Raw genomic sequence first — 20020 nt, 5'->3', positions numbered from 1 at the left:
TCGACACCCCGGGGAAGCGCCGGCATGAGCACGGCAAAATGGGCAGAGAAGGGCCGCTTCGCAAGCATCATTCGACGGAAAACCGAAGCAAATGAGCCAGTCCTGGGGCGCTATTCCCTGGCTCGCCTGCGATGAGTTCATGGACCTTGCGGCGGCAATCGCTCATACCAGAGCCGAAAGTCCACAGCGGTGGATGATGAAATCGCCCCATGCTCAACCTCAACGACCTTCATCTCTTCGTCCAGGCCGTCGACAGCGGCGGCTTCGCGTCGGCGTCACGCCGCCTCGGCATGCCCAAATCGACGATCAGCAAGCGCGTCGCCGTGCTTGAAGCCAGTCTCGCCACACGGTTGATTCACCGGACATCGCGCAGCTTCACGCTGACTGAACTCGGGCGGGACTTCTACGAGCACGCGCGCGCCTCGCTGATCGAGGCGGAAGCCGCCGAGAGCATCGTCCGCCGGCGCCAGGCCGAGCCCAGCGGCACCGTGCGGGTCACGACATCGGTCCCGACAGCGCAGCTCTACCTGGCGGAACGCCTACCGGCGCTTGTGGCAGCCTATCCGAAGCTGACGGTGCAGCTTCATGCCACCGATCGCTTCGTCGACCTGGCCCAGGAGGGATTTGACATCGCGGTGCGCAGCCATTTCGCGCCACTGCCGGATTCGGGGCTCGTGCAGTTGCAGGTCGCCACGGTGACCATCATACTGGTGGCGTCTCCGGGCTATCTCAGCCAGCGGAGCGCTCCTGCCGTGCCAGGCGATCTCAGTGTGCATGACGGGCTCCTGGTCTCCCCCTCCGCCAAGATCTGGCGACTGCACGACAGCGCAGGCCAGGAGGTGCTCGCCGCGCCCTTCGGGCGCTTCATCGCCGACGAAACGCAGATATTGCTCGGAGCTGCCAAGGCCGGGCTTGGGATCGCATGCCTGCCGGAGGTCGCCTGCCGAAGGGCCATCGATGCCGGCGAAATCATGCGCGTCCTGCCGGACTGGACAGCCGGCACGGTCACGACCTMGATCCTGACGACACATCGGCGCGGGCAGCTCCCCGGCGTCCGCGCGGTCGTCTCGTTTCTGGCAAAGGGGCTGCGCGCTTAGCGTCGGGCGAGCCGACAAGGGAATAATCCCGCCCTCGGAAACAGTTTTCCTAAGCGAAGCATCGGTCACGATGCTATTCATCTCCGGCGCTCACCCCGAATCAGCCCGCCTGACGAAAATAGTTCGATGAGGATCCTCGCCCCGGCCGCCAGGTCTTCGCTGCCCCAGCTCCGCGACGAGCGGCTCGCCGACGGGTGGACAGGCCGGTGACGGAGAAAAGCCAGACCGGCTCTGTCGCAGCCCTCGGTGCGATCGTCACCGGTGCCCTGATCCTGCAGATCGCAAGCACGATCATTCACACGGTCGTACCCCTGCGCCTGGCGGTCGAAAAGCAGCCTCCTCTCCTCATCGGCATCGTCGGTTCCGCCTATTCGCTCGGCTTCCTGCTCGGCTGTTTCGCTATCCCCTCGCTGATCCGGCGGATCGGCCATATCCGTGGCTTTGCGGTCTTTGCCGCGGTGCAATCGGTGCTTGCGCTGAGCTTTCCGGCCATGCCGGTGGAATGGTGGGGCGTCTCGCGCTTCATCATGGGCGTGGCCGCAGCCGGGCACGGCATCTGCATCGAAAGCTGGATCAGCGGACAGGCGCCTTCGAGCCATCGCGGCCGGATTTTCGGCGCCTACCAGATCCTCAATCGCCTCGCACTGATCGGCTCGCAGATCGGGATCGGCTATGTCGCCATCGAATCCCACGACATCTTCCTGATCGCGAGCGCCGCTTTTTCGCTGGCGCTCATCCCGGTCGGGCTGACGCGCACGAGAGCCCCGGAATCGCACGAGCTCGTCTCGGTCAAGCTGAAGACGCTCTGGCTCCAGGCCCCGGCTGCCGTCGTCGGTTGTCTTTACGTCGGATTGATGGGCGGGGTGCTGACCAATGTCGCCCCGGCCTATGGCATCCTCATCGGTCTCGACCAGCAATCGGCCATCCTGCTGACCGCCTCGATCCAGATCGGCGCGCTGATCCTGCAATGGCCGATCGGCCTGATGGCCGACCGGATCGACAGCCGCATCATCATGCTGGGCGCGGCAACGATCGTGACGCTCGCTGCCGCAGCGCTCGGCGCCGTGCTCTTCGCCAATGCTCCGCACGCCAAGCTCTGGTCCTACACCCTCTTCGCGCTGATCGGGGGCTGCAGCGTTGCGCTCTACACCGTCGCGGTCACGCATGCCTATCTCAGGCTGGGGCAGGATCAGGCGGTCGGCCTTTCGGCCGGGCTGCTCTTCCTCTGGGGAACGGGCGCAGCCATCGGCCCGATCGTCGCCACCGGGTTCATGCAAGTGTTCGGGCCGCAGGCGTTGCTGGCCTATATCGGCCTGCTATCGGCCGGCCTCGTCGGCTATCTCGCTGTGCGGCTGTTGAAAAAGCCGCCGGCGGCAAGCCTCGGCTCCGAGCGCAGCACACGGCCACCGTCCATGCCGGATATCGGGCCGAGACCGCGATAGGCAGCTCTTACAAAGCGACAGACAGCTCTCGCAAAGCGGCCCGCCTGTGCCAGGCGGGCCCTGTTCATATCATACGCCGAGCGGGCTCGGTGTGCCGGCGCCAGGCTCAGTAGCCGAGCGCCATGCCGTCCTTGCGCTGATCGGAGCCGCCGAGCAGGACGCCCCGCGCCTCGTCGATCCAGATGGCCTGGCAGCCGCCGGTCGGCTCGGGCAGCACCGAGACATCATGGCCGCGCGCGGCGAGATCGGCGCGGATCTCGGGGCCGATCGTCGACTCGACCGTGAGCTTGCCCTCGGCGACGAAGCTGCGCGGGCGGTCGGCCGCCTGCTGCGGGTCGTCGCCACGATCGAGCATCGAAGACAGGACATGCGCGTGGCCGGTCGCCTGATACTGGCCGCCCATCACGCCATAGGTCATCTGGGTGCGGCCATCCTTGGTCAGCAGCGCCGGGATGATGGTGTGGAGCGGGCGCTTGCGCGGCGCGATCGCGTTGGGATGGCCCTCGATCAACCGGAAGCCGGCGCCACGGTTCTGCAGCATCACACCGGATTCAGGCGCATAGATGCCGCTGCCGAAGGCCCAGAACAACGAATTGATGAAGGAGACGGCGTTACGATCGCGATCGACCACGGTGAGATAGACCGTGTCGCGATGCACCGGCATGTCGTCGTCGACGGCGGGCTGCGCCCGCTTCATGTCGATCCGGTCGCGCAGGCGGCCGATGAAGGCATCCGACAGAACCTGCTGCACATCGACAGGCGCAAAGGCCGGATCGGCAACGAGCAGGTCGCGCTGGTGATAGGCAGCCTTCGTCGCCTCCGCCAGCAGATGGATACGATCGGCCTCGCTGACGCGCCCCTCGGCGAGATCGAAACCCTCGAGGATGCGGGCGATGATCAGTGCCGTCAGCCCCTGGCCGTTCGGCGGGCACTCGTGCAGGCGATAGCCACGATATTCGGCTGAAATCGGCTCGACATAGTCGGAGGTCTGGCCGACGAAGTCATCCGCGACATGCAGAGCGCCGTTGCGATTGAGGACGGAAACGATCTCGTCCGCCACTGGCCCGCGATAGAAGGCGTCGCGTCCGTGCTGGCCGAGCCGGCGCAGCGTCCGCCCGAGCGCGGGATGGGTCATGCGATCGCCGACGCGGGGGGCTTCGCCGCCCGGCAAATAGACAGCGGCCGCACCTTCATATTTACGCAGGCGATTGGCGTAGATCGCCCAGTCATGGGCGACGCGCGGGGTCACCAGGAAGCCGTCCTCCGCCGCCTTGATGGCGGGCTGCAGCACTTCCTCCAGGCTGAGGCGGCCATGGTCGGCCGAGAGCCGGCACCAGGCATCGGCCGCGCCTGGAACCGTCACGGCATGGGGTGAGTTATCGGCAATCGAGGTCATGCCCTGCTCGCGGAACCAAGCCAGCGTCGCCGCCGCGGGTGCACGCCCGGAGCCATTGAGCGCGATCGGCGCCTTGCCGGGCTGAGCGTAGATCGCGAAACAGTCACCGCCGATGCCGGTCATATGGGGGTCGATGACGCCCTGCATCGCCACGGCGGCGATCGCCGCATCGATCGCATTACCGCCCGCCTTCAGGATGCCAAGCGCCGCCAATGTGGCCGCGGGGTGGGAGGTCGCCGCCATCCCGTTCTCTGCCACCGCCAGCGAACGCCCCGGTCTGGTGAAATCCCGCGTCCCGAACATGGTCGTCTCTTCCCTTTGTCGTCAGCTCAAACCGGCTGCTGCTGCGCGGTCGCATATCATGATCGCGGCGCGATGTGTCCTGAGGATCGACGCAGGGCAGGCAGGATCGAGGGGCCCCTTGACCGCGCGGGCCACAGCCGCCGCCTTCCCCGCTCCGGTAGCGATCAGGATGATCCGGCCCGCCTCCAGAATCGTCCCGATCCCCATGGTGATGCCGAATTCCGGCACCGTTTCGCTTCCGTCGAAGGGCCCCTGGTTCGCTTCCTGAGTCGAGGCCGCGAGCGCGACCTGGCGCGTACGCGAGGTAAAATCCGAACCGGGTTCGTTGAAGGCGATATGGCCGTTGGAGCCGATGCCCAGCAGCTGCAGGTCGATGCCGCCGGCCGCCGCGATAGCGGCTTCATAGGCTGCCGCCTCACGAGCGAGATCGAACGCATTGCCGTCTGGCATGAAGGTGCGGGAGCGATCGGCATCGACCTTGTCGAACAGCGTCTCATTCATGAAACGCGGGAACGAGGCCGGGTGCTGCGGCGGCACGCCGACATAATCGTCGAGATTGAAGCTTGTGCTCGCGGCAAAGGAGACCCGCCCGGCGCGATAGGCCGCAACCAACTCGCCGTAGACCGGGCGCATCGTCTCGCCTGTCGCCAGGCCAAGCACGGTCGAAGGCCGCGACAAGAGTTCCGCCACGATCCTGTTCGCGACATCCGCGGCAACGGTAGCGGCATCGTCGAGCACGACGAGGCCGGGGGCAGTGACATGGGCGTTCATGCTGTCTCGGTCGCCTTCCCGACGGGGAGAGCGAAGTCGCTCTGGAGGCTGGTCAGGCCGAACAGGCTGTCATGGATTCGTGACAGCGCCGTGCCGACGGCTCCGACAAGCGTCGCGCGGCTGCCAAGCGCGCTCGGCTCGATCCGCAGGGCTCCCCCGAGATGCCGGGCTACGAGCGTACGCAGTCGCGAGATCAGTTCTTCGCGCACGCCAATGCTGCCGCCGAGCACAATCAGTTCAGGGTCKACCACGGCGCGGATCGCCATCATGCCCTGGACCATGACGCGCGCCGTCTCGTCGAGTGTCGCGATGGCGGCCTCTTCGCCCTGGGCGAGCTGCGCGAAGACACCGCGCACATCCTGCGCCATGCGACCGCCAAAGCCGCGGTAACGCTGAAGGATGGCTACGCTGCCGATCGCGGTCTCAAAGGGGCCATGGAACTGGCCGCGCGAGTCGAAAGGATCGCCGCCAACCGGCAGAAAGGCGATTTCGCCAGCAGCCCCGCTGGCGCCGCGGGCAAGTCGCCCATCCAGAACAAGGCCCATGCCGATGCCGGTGCCCATCGCGATGAAGGCGAAGTTGCGGACGTCCTTGCAGCAGCCCTGCCATTGCTCGCCCATCGCTGCGAGATTGACGTCATTCTMGATCACCACGGCACAGCCGAGACGGCGCTCGAGCTCGTCCGCCACCCGGATGCGGTCGAAGCCGGGGATGTTGGGCGCGATCTCGATCTTGCCCGAGCGTGGATCGACGACGCCCGGACTGCCCATGGCGGCGCAGCGCAGGCCGCCCGGAGCGAGGCCGGCCTTGCGCGCCAGCCGCTCAGCCAGCGCGCCGATCTGTTCTACCACCGCAAGGCCGCCGCGCGAATCCGTCGGCTCCATCTCTTCCGCGACGATCGTACCGACCACATTGGCAAGCGCGGCGTGGATCTTGGTGCCCCCGAGATCCACGCCGAGCACGAAAGCGGCGTCCTGCTGGATCTCGTAGGTCACGGCACTTCGTCCCACCGCGCCCTGCGTCTGCCCACGCACACGCAGCCAGCCGCTATCCTCCAGCGCGCGCACGACCTCGGAGGTCGTCTGCTTCGACAGGCCGGTGATGCGGGCCAGCTCGGCACGTGAAATCGGGCCGCGATGCAGCACGGCCTCAATCACCGAGCGCACCGACATCTGGCGCGCAACCGGCGTGGAGTAAGCCTCTGCGCGAGGCGGTTCATCCGTCAATTCGTCAACCATGCGAACTAATAACGGATCGTTCTTGCCAATTGTCAATCTCGCACATGCAAGATGCAACTAAATCCTCTTGCCGAGCGGCATTGTTCGTCAGGTGTCTTTACAAACTCGAGAGCACGTGCATGCATTCCCGTCAGCATCACGCTCAAGACGGCGCCGCCTCGGCGGCAGCTGGTGACGAGACGGCTCGGGAGGCTGGATCATGCGAAATTCTAGACCATTGGTTTTTGCCGCTGCGCTCGCAGCCAGTCTGGCAGGCGCTGCAGTTGCCGCTTCAGCCCAGGGCACCAATCTGCGGGTCGGCATCCAGGACGACCCCGATGCGCTCGACCCGGCGACGAGCGGGACCTATGCCGGCCGCTTCGTCTTCGCGGCCATGTGCGACAAGCTCGTCGATATTGCGCCTGACCTGACGATCGCACCGCAACTCGCCCAGAGCTGGGAATGGGCGCCGGATCAGAAGGCGATCACCTTCAAGCTCCGCCCAGGCGTGAAGTTCCACGACGGCACCAGCTTCGATGCGGAGGCCGTGAAGTTCAACATCGAGCGCATGCTGACGATGAAGGACTCTCGCCGGAAGGCCGAGCTTTCAGCGGTGGCTGGCGTCGAGGTCGTGGCCCCCGATCAGGTGCGCCTGACGCTCAAGGAGCCTTTCGCCCCCCTGCTCTCCGTGCTCAGCGACCGCGCCGGCATGATGGTCTCGCCTGCGGCCGGTGCGAAGGACGACTTCGCCAACGCGCCTGTCTGTGCGGGACCCTACAAGTTCGTCGAGCGCAAGGCGCGCGACCTGATCAAGCTGACGAAGTTCGCAGATTACTGGGACGCCGCCAATTACGGCTATGACAGCGTGGCCTATTATTACGTGCCGGATTCAACCGTTCGCCTGTCGCGCGTTCGGGCCGGCGATCTCGATCTCGTCGAGCGCGTCGCACCGACCGATCTCAAGACCGTGCGTGACGACAAGAGCCTCAAGCTGCACGGCGCGCCCGGTCTCGCCGTCTCGCATCTGATGGTCAATCTCGGCAATGGCGAGAAGGCCAACGGCCCCCTGGCGAAGGATGCCCGGCTGCGCAAGGCCTTCGAGCTCTCGCTCGATCGCGCCATCATCAACCGCGTTGCCTTCAACGGTGAATACACCGCCGACAACCAGATGATCCCGCCCTCGGACCCGTTCCATTCGAAGGCGCATCCGGTTCCGGCCCGTGACGTCGCCGCGGCCAAGGCCCTGATGGCGCAGGCCGGAGTGACCAGCGTGCCGGTCGAGATCACCTTCGAGAACGCCCTCACGGATGCGCGCGTCGCACAGATCGTGCAATCCATGGCCAAGGAGGCGGGCTTCGACGTCAAGCTTCTGCCGCTCGAAACGGCGAGTGCGATCCAGCGCTATCTCGCGGGCAATTTCGAGGTCTATATCGGCAACTGGAGCGGGCGCGGCGATCCGGATCCGACCCTCTACGCCTTCTTCTCCTGCGCCGGCGGGCAGAATTTCAACAAATACTGCAACCGCGATCTCGAAACCGTCCTGAACAACGCCCGTGCCGAGGGTGACGCCGGCAAGCGCAAGGCGCTCTATGAGAAGGCCACCGGCCTTTATCTCGCCGACCTGCCCAGCATCCCGCTTTATCATCCGAACTGGTTCTTCGCGGCGCGCGCCAATGTCGGCGGCCTCAGCGTGTATCCCGACGGGTTGCTGCGGCTGAAGGGCGTCAAGCCGGCGCCGTGAGGCACGTGCCGGCGGCCGAGAGGGGCGCGGAATGATCAACTTCCTGGCGGGGCGTCTGGCCGTCGCGGTGCCGACGCTGCTGCTGGTCTCGATCCTGGTATTCGGGCTGCAGAAACTGTTGCCCGGCGACCCCGCGCTCGCACTCGCCGGCGAGGATCGCAGCCCCGAGATCATCGCGTACCTCCGCGCCAAGTACCAGTTCGACCAGCCCCTGCCGGTGCAATACTGGAGCTGGCTGAGCGCCTTCGTGCAGGGCGATTTCGGTCTCTCGATCCGAACCCGACTGCCGATCGGCACGATGATCGCAGAGAAACTGCCGGTCACGATCGAACTCGCGACGCTCTCGATGCTGATCGCGGTCGCGATCGGAATCCCGGCCGGAATCATCGCCGCCCTGTGGCGCGGTTCGGTGCTCGACCACGCCGTCAGCCTGTTCGGCCTCGCCGGCCTCTCGATCCCGAGCTTCTGGCTCGGGATCATGCTGATCCTGCTGTTCTCGGTCTCGCTCGGCTGGCTGCCGTCAGGCGGCTACGTCCCCTTCTTCGAAAGTCCGCTCGGCAACCTGAAGACCATGGCCATGCCGAGCCTCGTGCTCGGCGCCGCCTCCGGCGCCATCATCATGCGCCATACCCGCAGCTCGATGTTGACCGTGCTGAAGCAGGATTTCGTCCGCACGGCGCGCGCCAAAGGCCTCAGCGAACATGTCGTCGTGGTCCGCCATGCGCTGCGCAACGGACTGATCCCGGTCGTCACCCTTGGCACGCTGCAATTCGGGCAGCTCCTCTCCGGCGCCGTGCTGACGGAACAGGTCTTCGGTATTCCCGGCTTCGGCAAGATGATCGTCGACGGCGTCTTCAGCCGCGACTACGCCGTGGTCCAGGCCGTGGTGATGTGTGCGGCCGGTTTCTTCCTGCTGATGAGCCTTCTCGCCGACATCGCCTATGCGGCGCTCAATCCGAAGCTGCGCGGATGAGCCAGGTCGAGATCATTGGGCCCTCTGTCCCGGTGCGGACCCGTACGGGGTGGGAGCGCCTGCTGCGCGAGCCTTCGGCGCTGATCGGCGGTGGCATCGTGCTCGTCTTCGCGCTGATGGCCGTCTTCGCCCCCTGGGTCGCCCCCTACGATCCCAATGCCTCGGACTGGTCGGCGATCCGGCTCGGCCCGACACTCGCCCACCCCTTCGGCACCGACGATCTGGGCCGGGACGTCCTGTCGCGCATCATCTTCGGCGCGAGGGCCTCGCTCGCGGCCGGCTTCCTCTCGGTGGCGATCGCACTGGTCTTCGGCGTGCCCTTCGGCCTGATCGCCGGATATTTCGGCGGTGTCGTCGACATCGTGATCTCGCGCCTGACCGACGCGCTGCTCGCCTGTCCGTTCCTGGTTCTGGCGATCGCGCTTGCCGCCTTCCTCGGCCCAAGCCTGCAGAACGCCATGATCGCCATCGGCATCTCGGCGATGCCGATCTTCGTGCGGCTCGCGCGCGGGCAGACCCTGATCGTGCGGGAAGAAGACTATGTCAGCGCGGTGGTCTCGCTCGGCGCGTCGCATCGCAAGGTCATCATCTCGCATATCCTGCCCAACATCATGCCGCCGCTCGTCGTGCAGGCAACGCTGACCACGGCGATCGCTGTGCTGGCGGAGGCGAGCCTCGCCTTTCTCGGCCTTGGCCAGGCGCCCCCCGACCCATCCTGGGGCAGCATGCTCGACGCCGCGCGGCAATTCCTGGTGGAGGCCCCCTGGATGGCGATCTGGCCCGGGCTCGCGATCGTCGTCGTCGTGATCGGCTTCAACCTGCTTGGCGATGCGCTCAATGACGTTCTCAACCCGCGCGACTGATCACGAGGTGGCCATGCCCGATCACTCCCTGCTTCCCACCCTGCGGATCGGCTTCGTCGGCTCCGGCTTCATCGCGCATTTCCATCTGACGGCGCTGATGGGAGTCCGCAATGTCGCGGTCACCGGGGTCTACTCGCCGCGCGCGGAACGCCGCGCGGCCCTCGCGGCGCGGGCGAACGAACTCGATCTTGGCCCCTGCAAGGCGTTCGCCAGCCTCGAGGCCATGCTGACCTCCGGCGAGATCGACGCGATCTGGCTGCTGAGCCCGAACCACACGCGCGTCGAGACGATGCGCGAGATCCACGCGGCGGTAACGTCCGGCCGGTCCCGCCTGCGCGCCATCGCCTGCGAGAAGCCTCTGGGCCGGACACTGCGCGAGGCGCGCGAGATGCTGAGGCTGGCCGAGGATGCCAGGCTGCTGCACGGCTATCTCGAGAACCAGCTGTTCTCGACGGCGGTGCAGCGCGGGCGCGAGATCATCTGGCGTCGCGCCGTGCCCGGCGCCGGTCGGCCCTATATCGCGCGCGCCGCCGAAGAACATAGCGGCCCGCACGAACCCTGGTTCTGGCAGGGCGAGAAGCAGGGCGGCGGCGTGCTCTCGGACATGATGTGCCACAGCGTCGAGGTCGCCCGCCATCTGCTGACCGCGCCGGGCGAGCCCCGCGATGCGCTGACCCTGGTCTCCGCCAATGCCACCGTCGCGACGCTGAAATGGAACCGGCCGGCCTATGTCAAGCAGCTCAAGGCTGGGATGGGCCCTGAGGTCGACTATGCCAAGCGGCCGTCGGAGGATTTTGCACGCGGGCTGATCACGCTGCGGGACCCCGACGGCAACGAGCTGATGATCGAGGCGACGACGTCATGGGCCTATGTCGGCCCCGGCCTCAGGATCACGCTCGAACTGCTCGGGCCGGAATATGCGATGGAGTTCAGCTCGCTGAACACGGGACTGAAGATCTTCATCTCGCGCGCGGTCAGCGGCGCAAGCGGCGAGGACCTGGTCGAGAAGCAGAATGCCGAGCACGGCCTGATGCCCGTGCTGGAGGACGAAGCCGGCGTCTATGGCTACACGCTGGAGAACCGGCATTTCGTCGAGGCGTTCCGGCGCGGCACCATGCCGGAGGAGACCTTTGCCGACGGCGTCGCCGTCGTGCACATGCTGATGGCGCTCTATCGCTCGGCGGAACTCGGCCGGACCGTGAACTTCGCCGATGAGGATCTGGACGAGTACGTCCCCGTCGTCGCGCGGCCGGCGACCTGAGATCAGCGCTGCCGCCCGGGAGAACCGGGCGGCAGCACATTTGGACCAAAGCCTTGGATCAGGCCTTGTAGTAGTCGTCGATCAGCTTCTGCTCGGCAGCGGCAGCCTCCTTCAGGGCCGCGAGCGGATCCTGGTTCTGCAGCAGCACCCGGTCGAGCATGTCCTGGAAGATCTGGCCCTGAGCCTCTTCCGCCACGAAATCGGTGGCATGGGCGTATTTGAGGCCAGCCAGCATCGGGCCGGAAAGCGGATCGGCCAGGTTCTTGGCGCTCAGTGCGACCTCGGGCTTGGCCGGCAGCTCGCCGGTCTTCTCGAACCAGAGCTGCATCGCGTCATTGGTGGTGATGAAGGCGAGGAACTTGAGCGCTGCATCGCGCTTGGCTCCGGTCGCGCTCGACGCCAGGCCATTGACCCAATAGGAGGCGTAGTTGCTGGCAATGCCGTTATGGGTCGGCATTTCCGAGACGCCCCAGTCGAAGCCACGCGCGCTCTTGAAGGTGCCGAGGCGGAACGAACCGTCGACATGCTGCGCCGCCTTGCCGGCCTTGAAGGCCGCCTGGCTCTCGGAGAGGAAGCCCGCCGCAGCGACCTTATGCTTGCGCTGCAGATCGGTATACCAGCCGAAGGAGGCGGCCCCCGCGTCGTTGGCATAGGTCACGGTGCGGCCATCGTCCGAGTAGGGCTTGCCGCCGAACTGGCGCAGCAGGATCTCGCGCCACCAATGGTAGTCCTGCGACGGGATGCCGATGGTCGCGCCGGCCGTGGTGATGTTGCCACGCGAGTCGCGCTCGGTGACGGCCAGCGCGTTCTTCAGCATGTCGTCAAGCGTCACCGGCGGCTTGCCACCAGATGCGCCCGGCTTGCTCAGCAGCGTCTTGTTGTAGAACAGGCCGAGGCTGCGGACGGCGGTCGGAAGCGCCCAGTATCCCTCGTTCGTCCGCATCATCCGGACGAACTCGAAATAGTTCTTGTCGATATCGGCGACGTTGAAATGCTCGGCCGGCAGCGGCTGGATCAGCTTCGACTTGGCGTATTCGCGCATCCAGCCGAAGAAGAGCTGCAGGACATCGGGTCCCTCGCCCGCCGGCACGGCAGCCGCCGTCTTGGTCCGGTACTGGGCGTAGGGGAAGTGCGTGTGCTTGACCTTGATGCCCGGATTGGCAGCCTCGAACTGCTGGATGAGCGCATCCATCGCCTCGACGCGTTCCTTGAAGAAGTACTGCCAGTACTCGATCTGCACGGTCTGGGCACGCAGCACACTCGGCGCCGCCACGGTCAGGCCGGCGGCCGCGGCCCCGGTCGCGAAGCTGCGCCGGCTGAGGCGGAAGCCCTGGTTGTCTGTCGTCATGGTCTACTCTCCCTTGTTGTCCCTGGTGAAGGATGGCAGGCGTGGAACAGGCGGGCGCCGGCCCGCATCTGTGGCTGGAGACTGAAATGCGGCGACTGGACCTCGATGGCGCAACGCTGTTTGCGCTGACCGATGCCGCGCCAGCGCCGGCTGCTTCGCGCTATGCGTTTCCCGAAGCCGATTTCGCGGCGCATCCTGAATTGACGGCGCGCTGGTTCCCCGGCGGGATGTTCCACACGCGCTTCGGCGTCTTCGCGCTGCTCTGCCGCGATGGCCGCATCCTCATGGTCGATGCCGGCCTCGGCCCCGGCCCCAGTCCCTATTTCGACGGGCTCGGCGGCCGGCTGCCAGAGGAGTTCAAGGCCGCTGGGCTCGATCCGAACGCAGTCTCGCTCGTGGTCTTCAGCCATTTCCATCTCGACCATGTCGGCTGGGCACTCGACGAGACCGGCGCTCTCCGCTTCAGCCAGGCGCGCTATCTCGCGCCGGCAGCCGAGATCGCGCACTGGCAGGCTCAGGGCGAGGAAGCCGCCCTGCCGCACCATGTCGCGGCCTTCCGGCGCAGCATCGCGCCCATCGTCGAGAGCCGTCGGCTCGAGGCCGCAGAGGCTGGACTGCCGATCTTCGACAGCGGCAAAATCACCGCCTCGCTCCTGCCGGCTCCCGGACATACCGCCGGCCATCATGCGATCCTGATAGAAGGTGCGGGCCGCCCCGTCCTGATCGCCGGAGACAGCTGGCACAACCCGGCCCAGATCGCGGTTCCCGAGTGGTGCCATCGTGCCGATCGCGACCAGGATCAGGCGCGGCAGAGCCGCCGCGCCGTGGCGGAACATGCAGCCAGAACCGGGGCGATCGTTGCCGCCGGGCATTTCATCGAGTCCGAGGCCTTCGGCCAGATCGTACAGGACGCCGCGACGGGCGCCCTCGCCTACCAACCGCTCCACCAATAGGCTGGCCGGTTCGATCTCGATTGCGGGACAAGCCGGCACCATGGCCTCAGCTCCCCGCCGCCAGATCCCGCCTGCCATTGGCCGGACGGGTTTTTCCTAGCTCCGATGCTCTCGCCGCACGCGCCGGTTTCGGCAGTTTTGCCGCACGCGGATGCGGCGTCAGGCCACTGAACAACGGCAAGGTCGCGCCGCCGAGAGCCGGCGAATTGCGGCCAGCGCGCCCGGTCAGCAAGCGCGGCTGCTGTCGGCCCTTGCGCTGGCTGACGGAGGCCGGCAGCGGCGCGATGGCCTGCATCAGCGCAGCCAGGACCCGCTCCGGCACCTGCCCACCAATCACGATAGTCTCGGGATCGAGCAGGTTCTCGATGTTGGCGATGGCGATGCGCAAATGGCGCGCGGCCTCGGCGATCCAGCATGCGACGATCGCCTCGTGACCGTCGAAGAGACGCTCAACGGCACAGTTGTCCGCATCCCCGACGCCGGCCTCACCCAGCATCCGACGCAACGCATGCAGCGAAGCACGCGCCTCCAGCGTCACAAGCCCACCCCGATCAGGCTCGTGGCCGACGATCATGCGGCCAATCTCGCCGGCATTGCCGAAGGCGCCGGTCACCGGTTGTCCCTCGACGAAGAGGCCGCCACCGATGCCTTCGGCAAGGTAGAGATAGACGAAGCTGCGCAGATCGCGCGCAACTCCATGCAGATGCTCGCCGATTGCCGCAGCCGTCGCGTCGTTGCCGACGATGACGGGCAGGTTCAGCCCCGCAGAGAAGGCTTCGCGAAACGGAAGCCGCGACCAGGCCGCCATGGCTAGCGGGTCCTGCTCGCTCTCCGCGACATCACCGAACGGGCCCGGCAATGCGATGCCGACGCCCCAGAGCCGGGCGCGCGCAATGCGGCCTTGCTCGACCAACTCGGCAACCAGCGAAATCAGGCTCGGGAGGGCGAGATCGGGGCGCCCCGTATCGCAATCGATGCTGCGCTCGGCCCGGACATGGGCGCCGAGATCGACGAGGATACCGGTCATGCGGCCAGGCTCGACCTGCACACCGACGGCAAAGCCGCCATCGAGCGCCAGCGCGAGATCGATTGGCGGCTGGCCGCGCGCCGAAGCGCGGCGGCCGACGATGCTCACCAGTCCTTCGCGACACAGCTCGTCAGTCACGGTCGAGACGGTCTGGGCCGAGAGCCCGGTCGCCGCGGCGATCTCCGCGCGCGAGGCTGCACCGGAACGCCTMAACGCCTCGATCACCACGCGGCGATGATGGCCGCGGCGATCGAACGGGGCGAGACCGGATACGCTCATGAGCGGCGCGAACCTTCCGATTGAAATGCAGAGCCTGTGGGCCTGGCGCGAAGCAGGGCTTGCATCATGTCGCCGGCTTCGTATTAAATCAACGGACTTGATTTAATCGGACGACACACAGCGGGGACGCCGGAACGGGGATGCGACGAATGCGGGGCTACGCGGGATTGACGATCGAGACGAAGCAGGCACTCACGGCCTGGGCGTTCCTTGCCGTGCCGATCGCATTCTTCGCGGTGATCCGATTCTATCCGGCACTGGAATCGTTCGGCATCGCCTTCATGCAGTGGAACCTGCTCTCGAAACCGGTCTTCATCGGGCTCGACAATTTCCGGAAGATGATGGGCGATCCGGTGTTCTGGCTCGCCTTCAAGAACACGTTCATCTACCTCATGGTCGGCACGCCGCTCAGCCTGCTCCTGTCCTTCGTCATCGCCTATTATCTCGATCAGGTCCGCTTCGCGCATGGCCTGATCCGGGCCTGCTATTTCATCCCGCACCTGACGACGACAGTCGCGATGGCCTGGGTCTGGCGCTGGTTCTACCAGCCGCCACCGATCGGGCTGCTCAACAACATGCTGAACGCGGTCGGGCTCGATGCGCAGCCCTTCCTGCGCTCGACGACGCAGGCGCTCTATGCAGTGCTGACGCCGGCGATCTGGGCCGGGCTCGGCTTCCAGATCGTGCTGTTCATGGCGGGCTTGCGTGCCATTCCGTCGAGCTATTACGAGGCGGCGCGGATCGACGGCGCGGGCAAATGGATGATCCTGCGCCAGATCACCCTGCCCCTGCTCAAGCCCACCATCGTCTTCCTGGTGGTGATCTCGTCGATCGGCTTCCTGCGCATCTTCGACACGGTCTACAACATGACCGACAACGGCGCCGGCGGACCTCTGAACAGCACCAAGCCTCTGGTGCTCTACATCTATGAGACCGCCTTCCGTTCATATCAGATGGGCTATGCGGCGGCGCAGACATTGGTGCTGTTCGTGATCCTTCTGACGGTCAGCCTCCTCCAACTCTGGCTGATGCGGGAGAAATCATGAGCACGGCAACCTCCGCCGCGTCCCCGATGCCGAACTGGCGGCTGCAACTCGCCGCTCGTCCCGGCCAGGTGCTCGCCTGGACGCTCCTCGCCATGGGCGCCATCGCGATGATGATGCCGCTGCTCTACATGGTCGCAACCTCGCTGAAGCTCTCCAACGAGGTCTATGAACTCAACATCATCCCGCGCGAACCGACCTTCGAGAACTACGTTTATATCTTCAAGAACACGCGCTTCGGCCTGTGGTTCGTCAACTCGCTGGTGACGAGCCTCCTCGTCACCCTGTCCGTGCTCTTCTTCGATTCGCTGATCGGCTACACGCTCGCCAAGTTCAAGTTCCGCGGCCGCGAGGTGGTGTTCATCGCCATCCTGACGACGCTGATGATCCCGACCGAGATGCTGGTAGTGCCCTGGTATCTGATGGCCAAGAATTTCGGCTGGCTGAACAGCTATTGGGGCATCATGTTTCCCGGACTGATGACCGGCTTCGGCGTCTTCCTGATGCGGCAGTTCTTCGCCGGCGTGCCCGACGACTACATCCATGCCGCGCGTATCGATGGGCTCGGCGAATTCGCGATCTGGTGGAAGGTGGCTTTGCCGCTGGTGACGCCGGCGCTGTCGGCCCTGGCGATCTTCACCTTCCTCGGCAATTGGACCGCCTTCCTCTGGCCGCTGATCGCCACAAATGACCGTGCGCTCTACACACTGCCGGTCGGCCTTGCCTCGTTCTCCGGCGAGTTCCTGACCGATTGGGAGCTKATCATGGCCGGTGCCACCATCGCGACGCTGCCGACGCTCGTCGTCTTCGTCATCTTCCAGCGCTACATCATCCGCGGCGTCGTGCTCGCGGGCCTGAAAGGCTGATTCTCGCATGAACGCGCTTACGCCCGACGCCCCTTCCGGCAGCGACGACCGTTTTCCGGCGCCGGTCTATGCCCGCACCGTGCTGGCGCCGGGCTTTGCCCATAGCCAGATGCATCATCTCGCCCATCTCCTGCGCCTGCACCGCGCCCATGGCGTCATGCTGGCCGAGCAGAGCCTGCTGACCCGCCCCGAGGCGGCGGCGATCTTTGGCGCTCTCGACATCGTGGAACGTGAACTCACCGGAGCCGAACCCGCCGCTTATACCGGCGAGCATGAGGACCTGTTCTTCTTCATCGAGACCAAGCTCGCGGCGCTGATAGGCAAGGACATCGCCGGGCGCCTGCATACCGGGCGCTCGCGCAACGATATCGACCACACCCTGTTCAAGCTCGCGCTGCGCGAGCGGCTCGACACGCTCGGCCTGCAGCTGCTCGACCTGATCACAACGCTGATCCGGCGCTCGCGCGAGGAGGCCGGCACGCTGATCCTCGCCTATACACACGGCCAGCCGGCCCAGCCTTCGACCTATGGCCACTATCTCGGCGCAGTGATCGAGGTGTTGCTGCGCGACGTGACCCGGCTKATGCAGGCGCGCGAGGTCGTCGACCTCAGCACGATGGGCGCAGCTGCCATCACCACGACAGGCTTCCCGCTCGACCGCGCCCGCGTCGCAGACCTGCTCGGCTTCCCCGATTTCCTGCGGAACTCCTATGGCTGCATCGCCTCGAGCGACTATACCGCCGGCGTCTATTCGGCCCTGCGGGTGCTGGCGCTGAATCTCGGCCGTTTCGCGCAGGACCTCGCCTTCTGGACCTCGTTCGAGGTCGGGCAACTGCGCTTCTCCGACGGCTTCGTGCAGATCTCCTCGATCATGCCGCAGAAGCGCAATCCGGTTCCCGTCGAGCATCTGCGCCTGATGGCTTCGCTCACCGGGGGCAAATGCGACGCGGTGCTGCTCGCCTTGCACAATACGCCCTTCACCGACATGAACGACAATGAGCACGAGGTCCATGGTCAGGGCTACGAAGCCTTCGTCATGGCCGAACGCGCGCTCAGCCTTCTCGGCGGGGTCTTCGCATCCGCCAAGGTCGACGAGACGCGGGCGCGGGCGAATATCGAGGCGTCCTACGCCACGATCACCGAGCTCGCCGACACGCTGGTGCGCCGCGAAAAACTGCCCTTCGCCATCACGCATCATGTCGCCGCCGCGATGGCAAAGCACCTGCAGGCGACCCGGCAGACCCTTGGCACGGTGCCCTATGCCGAGTTCGTCGCCTTGTTCCGCAAGGTCACCGACCGCGACCCGGTGTTGACCGAGGCCGAATTCCGCGAGGCCGTGACGCCCGAGTATTTCGTCTCGGTGCGGACCCTCCCAGGCGGACCGGCCCCTGCCGCGATCGCCGAAAGCCTCTCCCTCTACGAGGCACAGGCTGCAGAGGCGCGGGAGCTGATTGCCCGTCACGCTGCGCGGGACGCCGCAGCGGGCAAGACGCTGTCCGGCGCCATTGCCTCATTCTCCGCGCCGAAGGGACTTTGAGCCGATGGCCAGCGTTTCGCTCAGCAAGGTCGTCAAGCGCTATGGCGATGTCGGCATTGTCCACGGCATCGACCTCGAGATCGCCGATGGCGAGTTCATCGTCGTGGTCGGTCCTTCAGGCTGCGGCAAGTCGACAACACTCAGGATGATCGCCGGGCTCGAGAGCCTCAGCGACGGCACGATCTCGATCGGCGGCCGCGTCGTGAACACGCTGGAGCCCAAGGACCGGAACATCGCGATGGTGTTCCAGAACTATGCGCTCTACCCGCATATGACGGTGCACCGGAACATCGCCTTCGGCCTCTACGCTGCAAAACTGCCGAAGGCCGAGATCGACCGCAAGGTACGCGAAGCGGCCGCGCTGCTTGGGCTGACCGACCTGCTCGAACGCCGGCCTAATGCGCTCTCCGGCGGCCAACGCCAGCGCGTCGCCATGGGCCGCGCCATCGTGCGCGATCCCACCGTCTTCCTGTTCGACGAACCGCTCTCCAATCTCGACGCCCAGCTGCGCGGCCAGATGCGCACCGAGATCAAGCGGCTGCACCAGTCGATCGGCACCACGATCGTCTATGTGACGCATGACCAGATCGAGGCGATGACTCTCGCTGACAGAATCGTGATCATGCGCGACGGACGGATCGAGCAGGTCGGCACGCCGCTCGACGTGTTTCACACCCCTGCGAGCGCCTTTGTTGCCGGTTTCATCGGCACGCCGACGATGAACCTGCTGGAGGTCTCCGTGGTCCAGCAGAACGGGATGCCCGCGCTGGCGTTGGAGCCCGGTGGCGCGGCGCTCACTCTCGCCCCTGACGCGGGCGCGCGCCTCGGCGACCGCAGCACGGTTTTGATGGGCCTGCGGCCCGACAATCTCACGGTCGAGCCGCTCGATGCACCCGACCTCACCTCCGCGGGGCGGCAGAAGCTCAATGCCACGGTGGTCGTAGCCGAACCCCTCGGCGTCACGACGCAGGTCATCGTCAAGCTCGCCGGCCGCGAAGTGGTCGGCATGGCTGATGGCCGCTTCGTACCTGCCGCCGGAGCGGCAGTGAAACTCGCATGCGATCTCGACCGGCTACACCTGTTCGATGCGGAGACGCGGCTGCGCCTTTCCTAGSTGTTTGATCCCGGGCTTTGATGGTGCAGTCTTTTCGCGTGAGTGGAAGGAGGCGCTATGGGCCAGGTTCACCATGGGAGCGCCACGACGACAGAGGCGGTTCGTCGAGCGATACAGCATAGTCAAGAGAGCCTGAGGGCTCTGGCGAAGCGCTACGGCATCAACCAGAAGACGGTGGCCAAGTGGAAGAGACGGAGCTCGACGGCGGATCTCAAGACCGGTCCATGCGAGCCTCGATCGACCGTGCTGTCGATCGAGGAGGAGGCGGTGATCGTCGCCTTCCGCCGGCATACTCTGCTGCCGCTCGACGATTGCCTCTATGCTCTGCAGGCGACGATCCCGCATCTGACGCGCTCATCATTGCACCGCTGCCTGCAGCGTCATGGCATCAGCCGGTTGCCGGAGGTGGCAGGAGACAAGGAGCCGAARAGGCGCTTCAAGTCCTACCCGATCGGCTACGTCCATATCGACATCGCCGAGGTACAGACTGCCGAGGGCAAGCTCTACCTCTACGTGGCCATTGATCGCACGAGCAAATTCGCCTTCGTCCAGGTGGTCAGGAAGACCGGCCGGACCTCGGCTTCTGCCTTCCTGGTGGCTCTGATCGACGCGGTACCGTACCGGGTCCACACCGTTCTCACGGACAACGTCCTATGTCGGGAAGCAGCTTTGGGCTTTGGCCAACAGGTCTCATCGCGCCGGCAGATCGCCGACGTCAGCAGTAAGCTGATCCAGATGGTTTCCACCGTCAACGGGATCGCTCCCAGCCATAGCAAACACAGGATCCAG

17 protein-coding genes are annotated in these 20020 nt (G+C 65.8%); 12 read left to right on the top strand and 5 right to left on the bottom strand.

Going from position 1 to position 20020, the window contains the following annotated elements; translation table 11 throughout:
* Positions 1 to 209: 209 nt before the first annotated feature.
* Both AC1DIO_RS25645 and AC1DIO_RS25640 read left to right on the top strand, forming a co-directional pair.
* Positions 210 to 1097, top strand: a complete 888-nt coding sequence (locus AC1DIO_RS25645; RefSeq protein WP_476854276.1) for a LysR substrate-binding domain-containing protein — start codon at positions 210 to 212, stop codon at positions 1095 to 1097.
* A gap of 206 nt (positions 1098 to 1303) precedes the next feature.
* A complete protein-coding gene (locus tag AC1DIO_RS25640) occupies positions 1304 to 2539 on the top strand; it encodes an MFS transporter (protein WP_441490297.1) in 1236 nt (411 codons plus the stop codon).
* A gap of 106 nt (positions 2540 to 2645) precedes the next feature.
* Here AC1DIO_RS25640 and ggt read toward each other — a convergent pair whose 3' ends face one another.
* The 3 genes from ggt to AC1DIO_RS25625 are packed head-to-tail and all read right to left on the bottom strand — an operon-like array spanning position 2646 to position 6247.
* Positions 2646 to 4238: a gamma-glutamyltransferase gene (gene ggt / locus AC1DIO_RS25635; protein ID WP_441507834.1), complete on the bottom strand. Its 1593-nt coding sequence runs from the start codon at positions 4236 to 4238 to the stop codon at positions 2646 to 2648.
* A 21-nt stretch (positions 4239 to 4259) separates the two neighbouring features.
* Positions 4260 to 5009 (bottom strand): glucosamine-6-phosphate deaminase, encoded by a 750-nt coding sequence (gene nagB / locus AC1DIO_RS25630; protein ID WP_441507833.1) that lies wholly within the window; start codon positions 5007 to 5009, stop codon positions 4260 to 4262.
* Positions 5006 to 6247: an ROK family transcriptional regulator gene (locus tag AC1DIO_RS25625; RefSeq protein WP_476854288.1), complete on the bottom strand. Its 1242-nt coding sequence runs from the start codon at positions 6245 to 6247 to the stop codon at positions 5006 to 5008. Before AC1DIO_RS25625 ends, nagB begins: the two co-directional genes overlap by 4 nt.
* 199 nt (positions 6248 to 6446) lie before the next feature.
* On the opposite strand from AC1DIO_RS25625, the gene AC1DIO_RS25620 reads away from it, so the two are divergent.
* Genes AC1DIO_RS25620 through AC1DIO_RS25605 form a run of 4 tightly spaced genes read left to right on the top strand, consistent with a single transcriptional unit; the run spans position 6447 to position 11064 of the window.
* Positions 6447 to 7967 (top strand): ABC transporter substrate-binding protein, encoded by a 1521-nt coding sequence (locus AC1DIO_RS25620; RefSeq protein WP_441507832.1) that lies wholly within the window; start codon positions 6447 to 6449, stop codon positions 7965 to 7967.
* A gap of 31 nt (positions 7968 to 7998) precedes the next feature.
* Positions 7999 to 8940 carry an ABC transporter permease gene (locus tag AC1DIO_RS25615; protein ID WP_069877829.1) on the top strand — a complete coding sequence of 314 codons (942 nt, stop codon included), beginning with the start codon at positions 7999 to 8001 and terminating at the stop codon, positions 8938 to 8940.
* Positions 8937 to 9803 (top strand): ABC transporter permease, encoded by an 867-nt coding sequence (locus tag AC1DIO_RS25610; RefSeq protein WP_441507831.1) that lies wholly within the window; start codon positions 8937 to 8939, stop codon positions 9801 to 9803. Before AC1DIO_RS25615 ends, AC1DIO_RS25610 begins: the two co-directional genes overlap by 4 nt.
* A 13-nt stretch (positions 9804 to 9816) precedes the next feature.
* Positions 9817 to 11064, top strand: a complete 1248-nt coding sequence (locus AC1DIO_RS25605) for a Gfo/Idh/MocA family protein (protein ID WP_441490303.1) — start codon at positions 9817 to 9819, stop codon at positions 11062 to 11064.
* 58 nt (positions 11065 to 11122) lie between these two features.
* On the opposite strand, the gene AC1DIO_RS25600 is transcribed toward AC1DIO_RS25605, so the two are convergent.
* Positions 11123 to 12412, bottom strand: a complete 1290-nt coding sequence (locus AC1DIO_RS25600) for an extracellular solute-binding protein (RefSeq protein ID WP_441490304.1) — start codon at positions 12410 to 12412, stop codon at positions 11123 to 11125.
* Positions 12413 to 12498: 86 nt separating this feature from the next.
* Between AC1DIO_RS25600 and AC1DIO_RS25595 the strand changes: the two genes are divergently transcribed.
* Positions 12499 to 13365: an MBL fold metallo-hydrolase gene (locus AC1DIO_RS25595; protein WP_441507830.1), complete on the top strand. Its 867-nt coding sequence runs from the start codon at positions 12499 to 12501 to the stop codon at positions 13363 to 13365.
* 46 nt (positions 13366 to 13411) lie between these two features.
* Here the strand turns inward: AC1DIO_RS25595 and AC1DIO_RS25590 are convergent, their stop codons facing one another.
* Entirely contained in the window at positions 13412 to 14671 is a 1260-nt protein-coding gene (locus tag AC1DIO_RS25590) for an ROK family protein (RefSeq protein WP_476854275.1), read from the bottom strand.
* A 149-nt stretch (positions 14672 to 14820) separates the two neighbouring features.
* Between AC1DIO_RS25590 and AC1DIO_RS25585 the strand changes: the two genes are divergently transcribed.
* The 5 genes from AC1DIO_RS25585 to AC1DIO_RS25565 all read left to right on the top strand — a co-directional run.
* Positions 14821 to 15717, top strand: a complete 897-nt coding sequence (locus AC1DIO_RS25585) for a carbohydrate ABC transporter permease (RefSeq protein ID WP_441490307.1) — start codon at positions 14821 to 14823, stop codon at positions 15715 to 15717.
* The gene (locus tag AC1DIO_RS25580) at positions 15714 to 16580 is read left to right on the top strand and encodes a carbohydrate ABC transporter permease (RefSeq protein WP_441490308.1); all 867 of its coding nucleotides are present in this window, start codon (positions 15714 to 15716) and stop codon (positions 16578 to 16580) included. The genes AC1DIO_RS25585 and AC1DIO_RS25580 overlap by 4 nt, the downstream gene beginning before the upstream one ends.
* A 7-nt stretch (positions 16581 to 16587) precedes the next feature.
* Complete coding sequence (gene argH / locus AC1DIO_RS25575) at positions 16588 to 18117, top strand: argininosuccinate lyase (RefSeq protein WP_441507828.1); 1530 nt, start codon at positions 16588 to 16590, stop codon at positions 18115 to 18117.
* Positions 18118 to 18121: 4 nt separating this feature from the next.
* Entirely contained in the window at positions 18122 to 19231 is a 1110-nt protein-coding gene (locus tag AC1DIO_RS25570; RefSeq protein WP_441507827.1) for an ABC transporter ATP-binding protein, read from the top strand.
* A 57-nt stretch (positions 19232 to 19288) separates the two neighbouring features.
* The coding region (locus AC1DIO_RS25565; RefSeq protein WP_476854274.1) for a transposase family protein at positions 19289 to 20020 on the top strand (732 nt) is incomplete at its 3' end.

The sequence above is a fragment of the Allobosea sp. 05T439 genome, assembly GCF_056396005.1.
This window is presented reverse-complemented; position numbering and strand designations above follow the sequence as displayed.

What these genes read in the sequence shown, in the direction of transcription:
- AC1DIO_RS25620 (WP_441507832.1), top strand. Translation starts at nt 6,447, where the DNA reads ATGCGAAATTCTAGACCATTGGTTTTTGCCGCTGCGCTCGCAGCCAGT.
- AC1DIO_RS25615 (WP_069877829.1), top strand. Translation starts at nt 7,999, where the DNA reads ATGATCAACTTCCTGGCGGGGCGTCTGGCCGTCGCGGTGCCGACGCTG.
- AC1DIO_RS25585 (WP_441490307.1), top strand. Translation starts at nt 14,821, where the DNA reads ATGCGGGGCTACGCGGGATTGACGATCGAGACGAAGCAGGCACTCACG.
- AC1DIO_RS25595 (WP_441507830.1), top strand. Translation starts at nt 12,499, where the DNA reads ATGCGGCGACTGGACCTCGATGGCGCAACGCTGTTTGCGCTGACCGAT.
- AC1DIO_RS25600 (WP_441490304.1), bottom strand. Translation starts at nt 12,412, where the DNA reads ATGACGACAGACAACCAGGGCTTCCGCCTCAGCCGGCGCAGCTTCGCG.
- nagB (WP_441507833.1), bottom strand. Translation starts at nt 5,009, where the DNA reads ATGAACGCCCATGTCACTGCCCCCGGCCTCGTCGTGCTCGACGATGCC.
- ggt (WP_441507834.1), bottom strand. Translation starts at nt 4,238, where the DNA reads ATGTTCGGGACGCGGGATTTCACCAGACCGGGGCGTTCGCTGGCGGTG.
- AC1DIO_RS25570 (WP_441507827.1), top strand. Translation starts at nt 18,122, where the DNA reads ATGGCCAGCGTTTCGCTCAGCAAGGTCGTCAAGCGCTATGGCGATGTC.
- AC1DIO_RS25605 (WP_441490303.1), top strand. Translation starts at nt 9,817, where the DNA reads ATGCCCGATCACTCCCTGCTTCCCACCCTGCGGATCGGCTTCGTCGGC.
- AC1DIO_RS25610 (WP_441507831.1), top strand. Translation starts at nt 8,937, where the DNA reads ATGAGCCAGGTCGAGATCATTGGGCCCTCTGTCCCGGTGCGGACCCGT.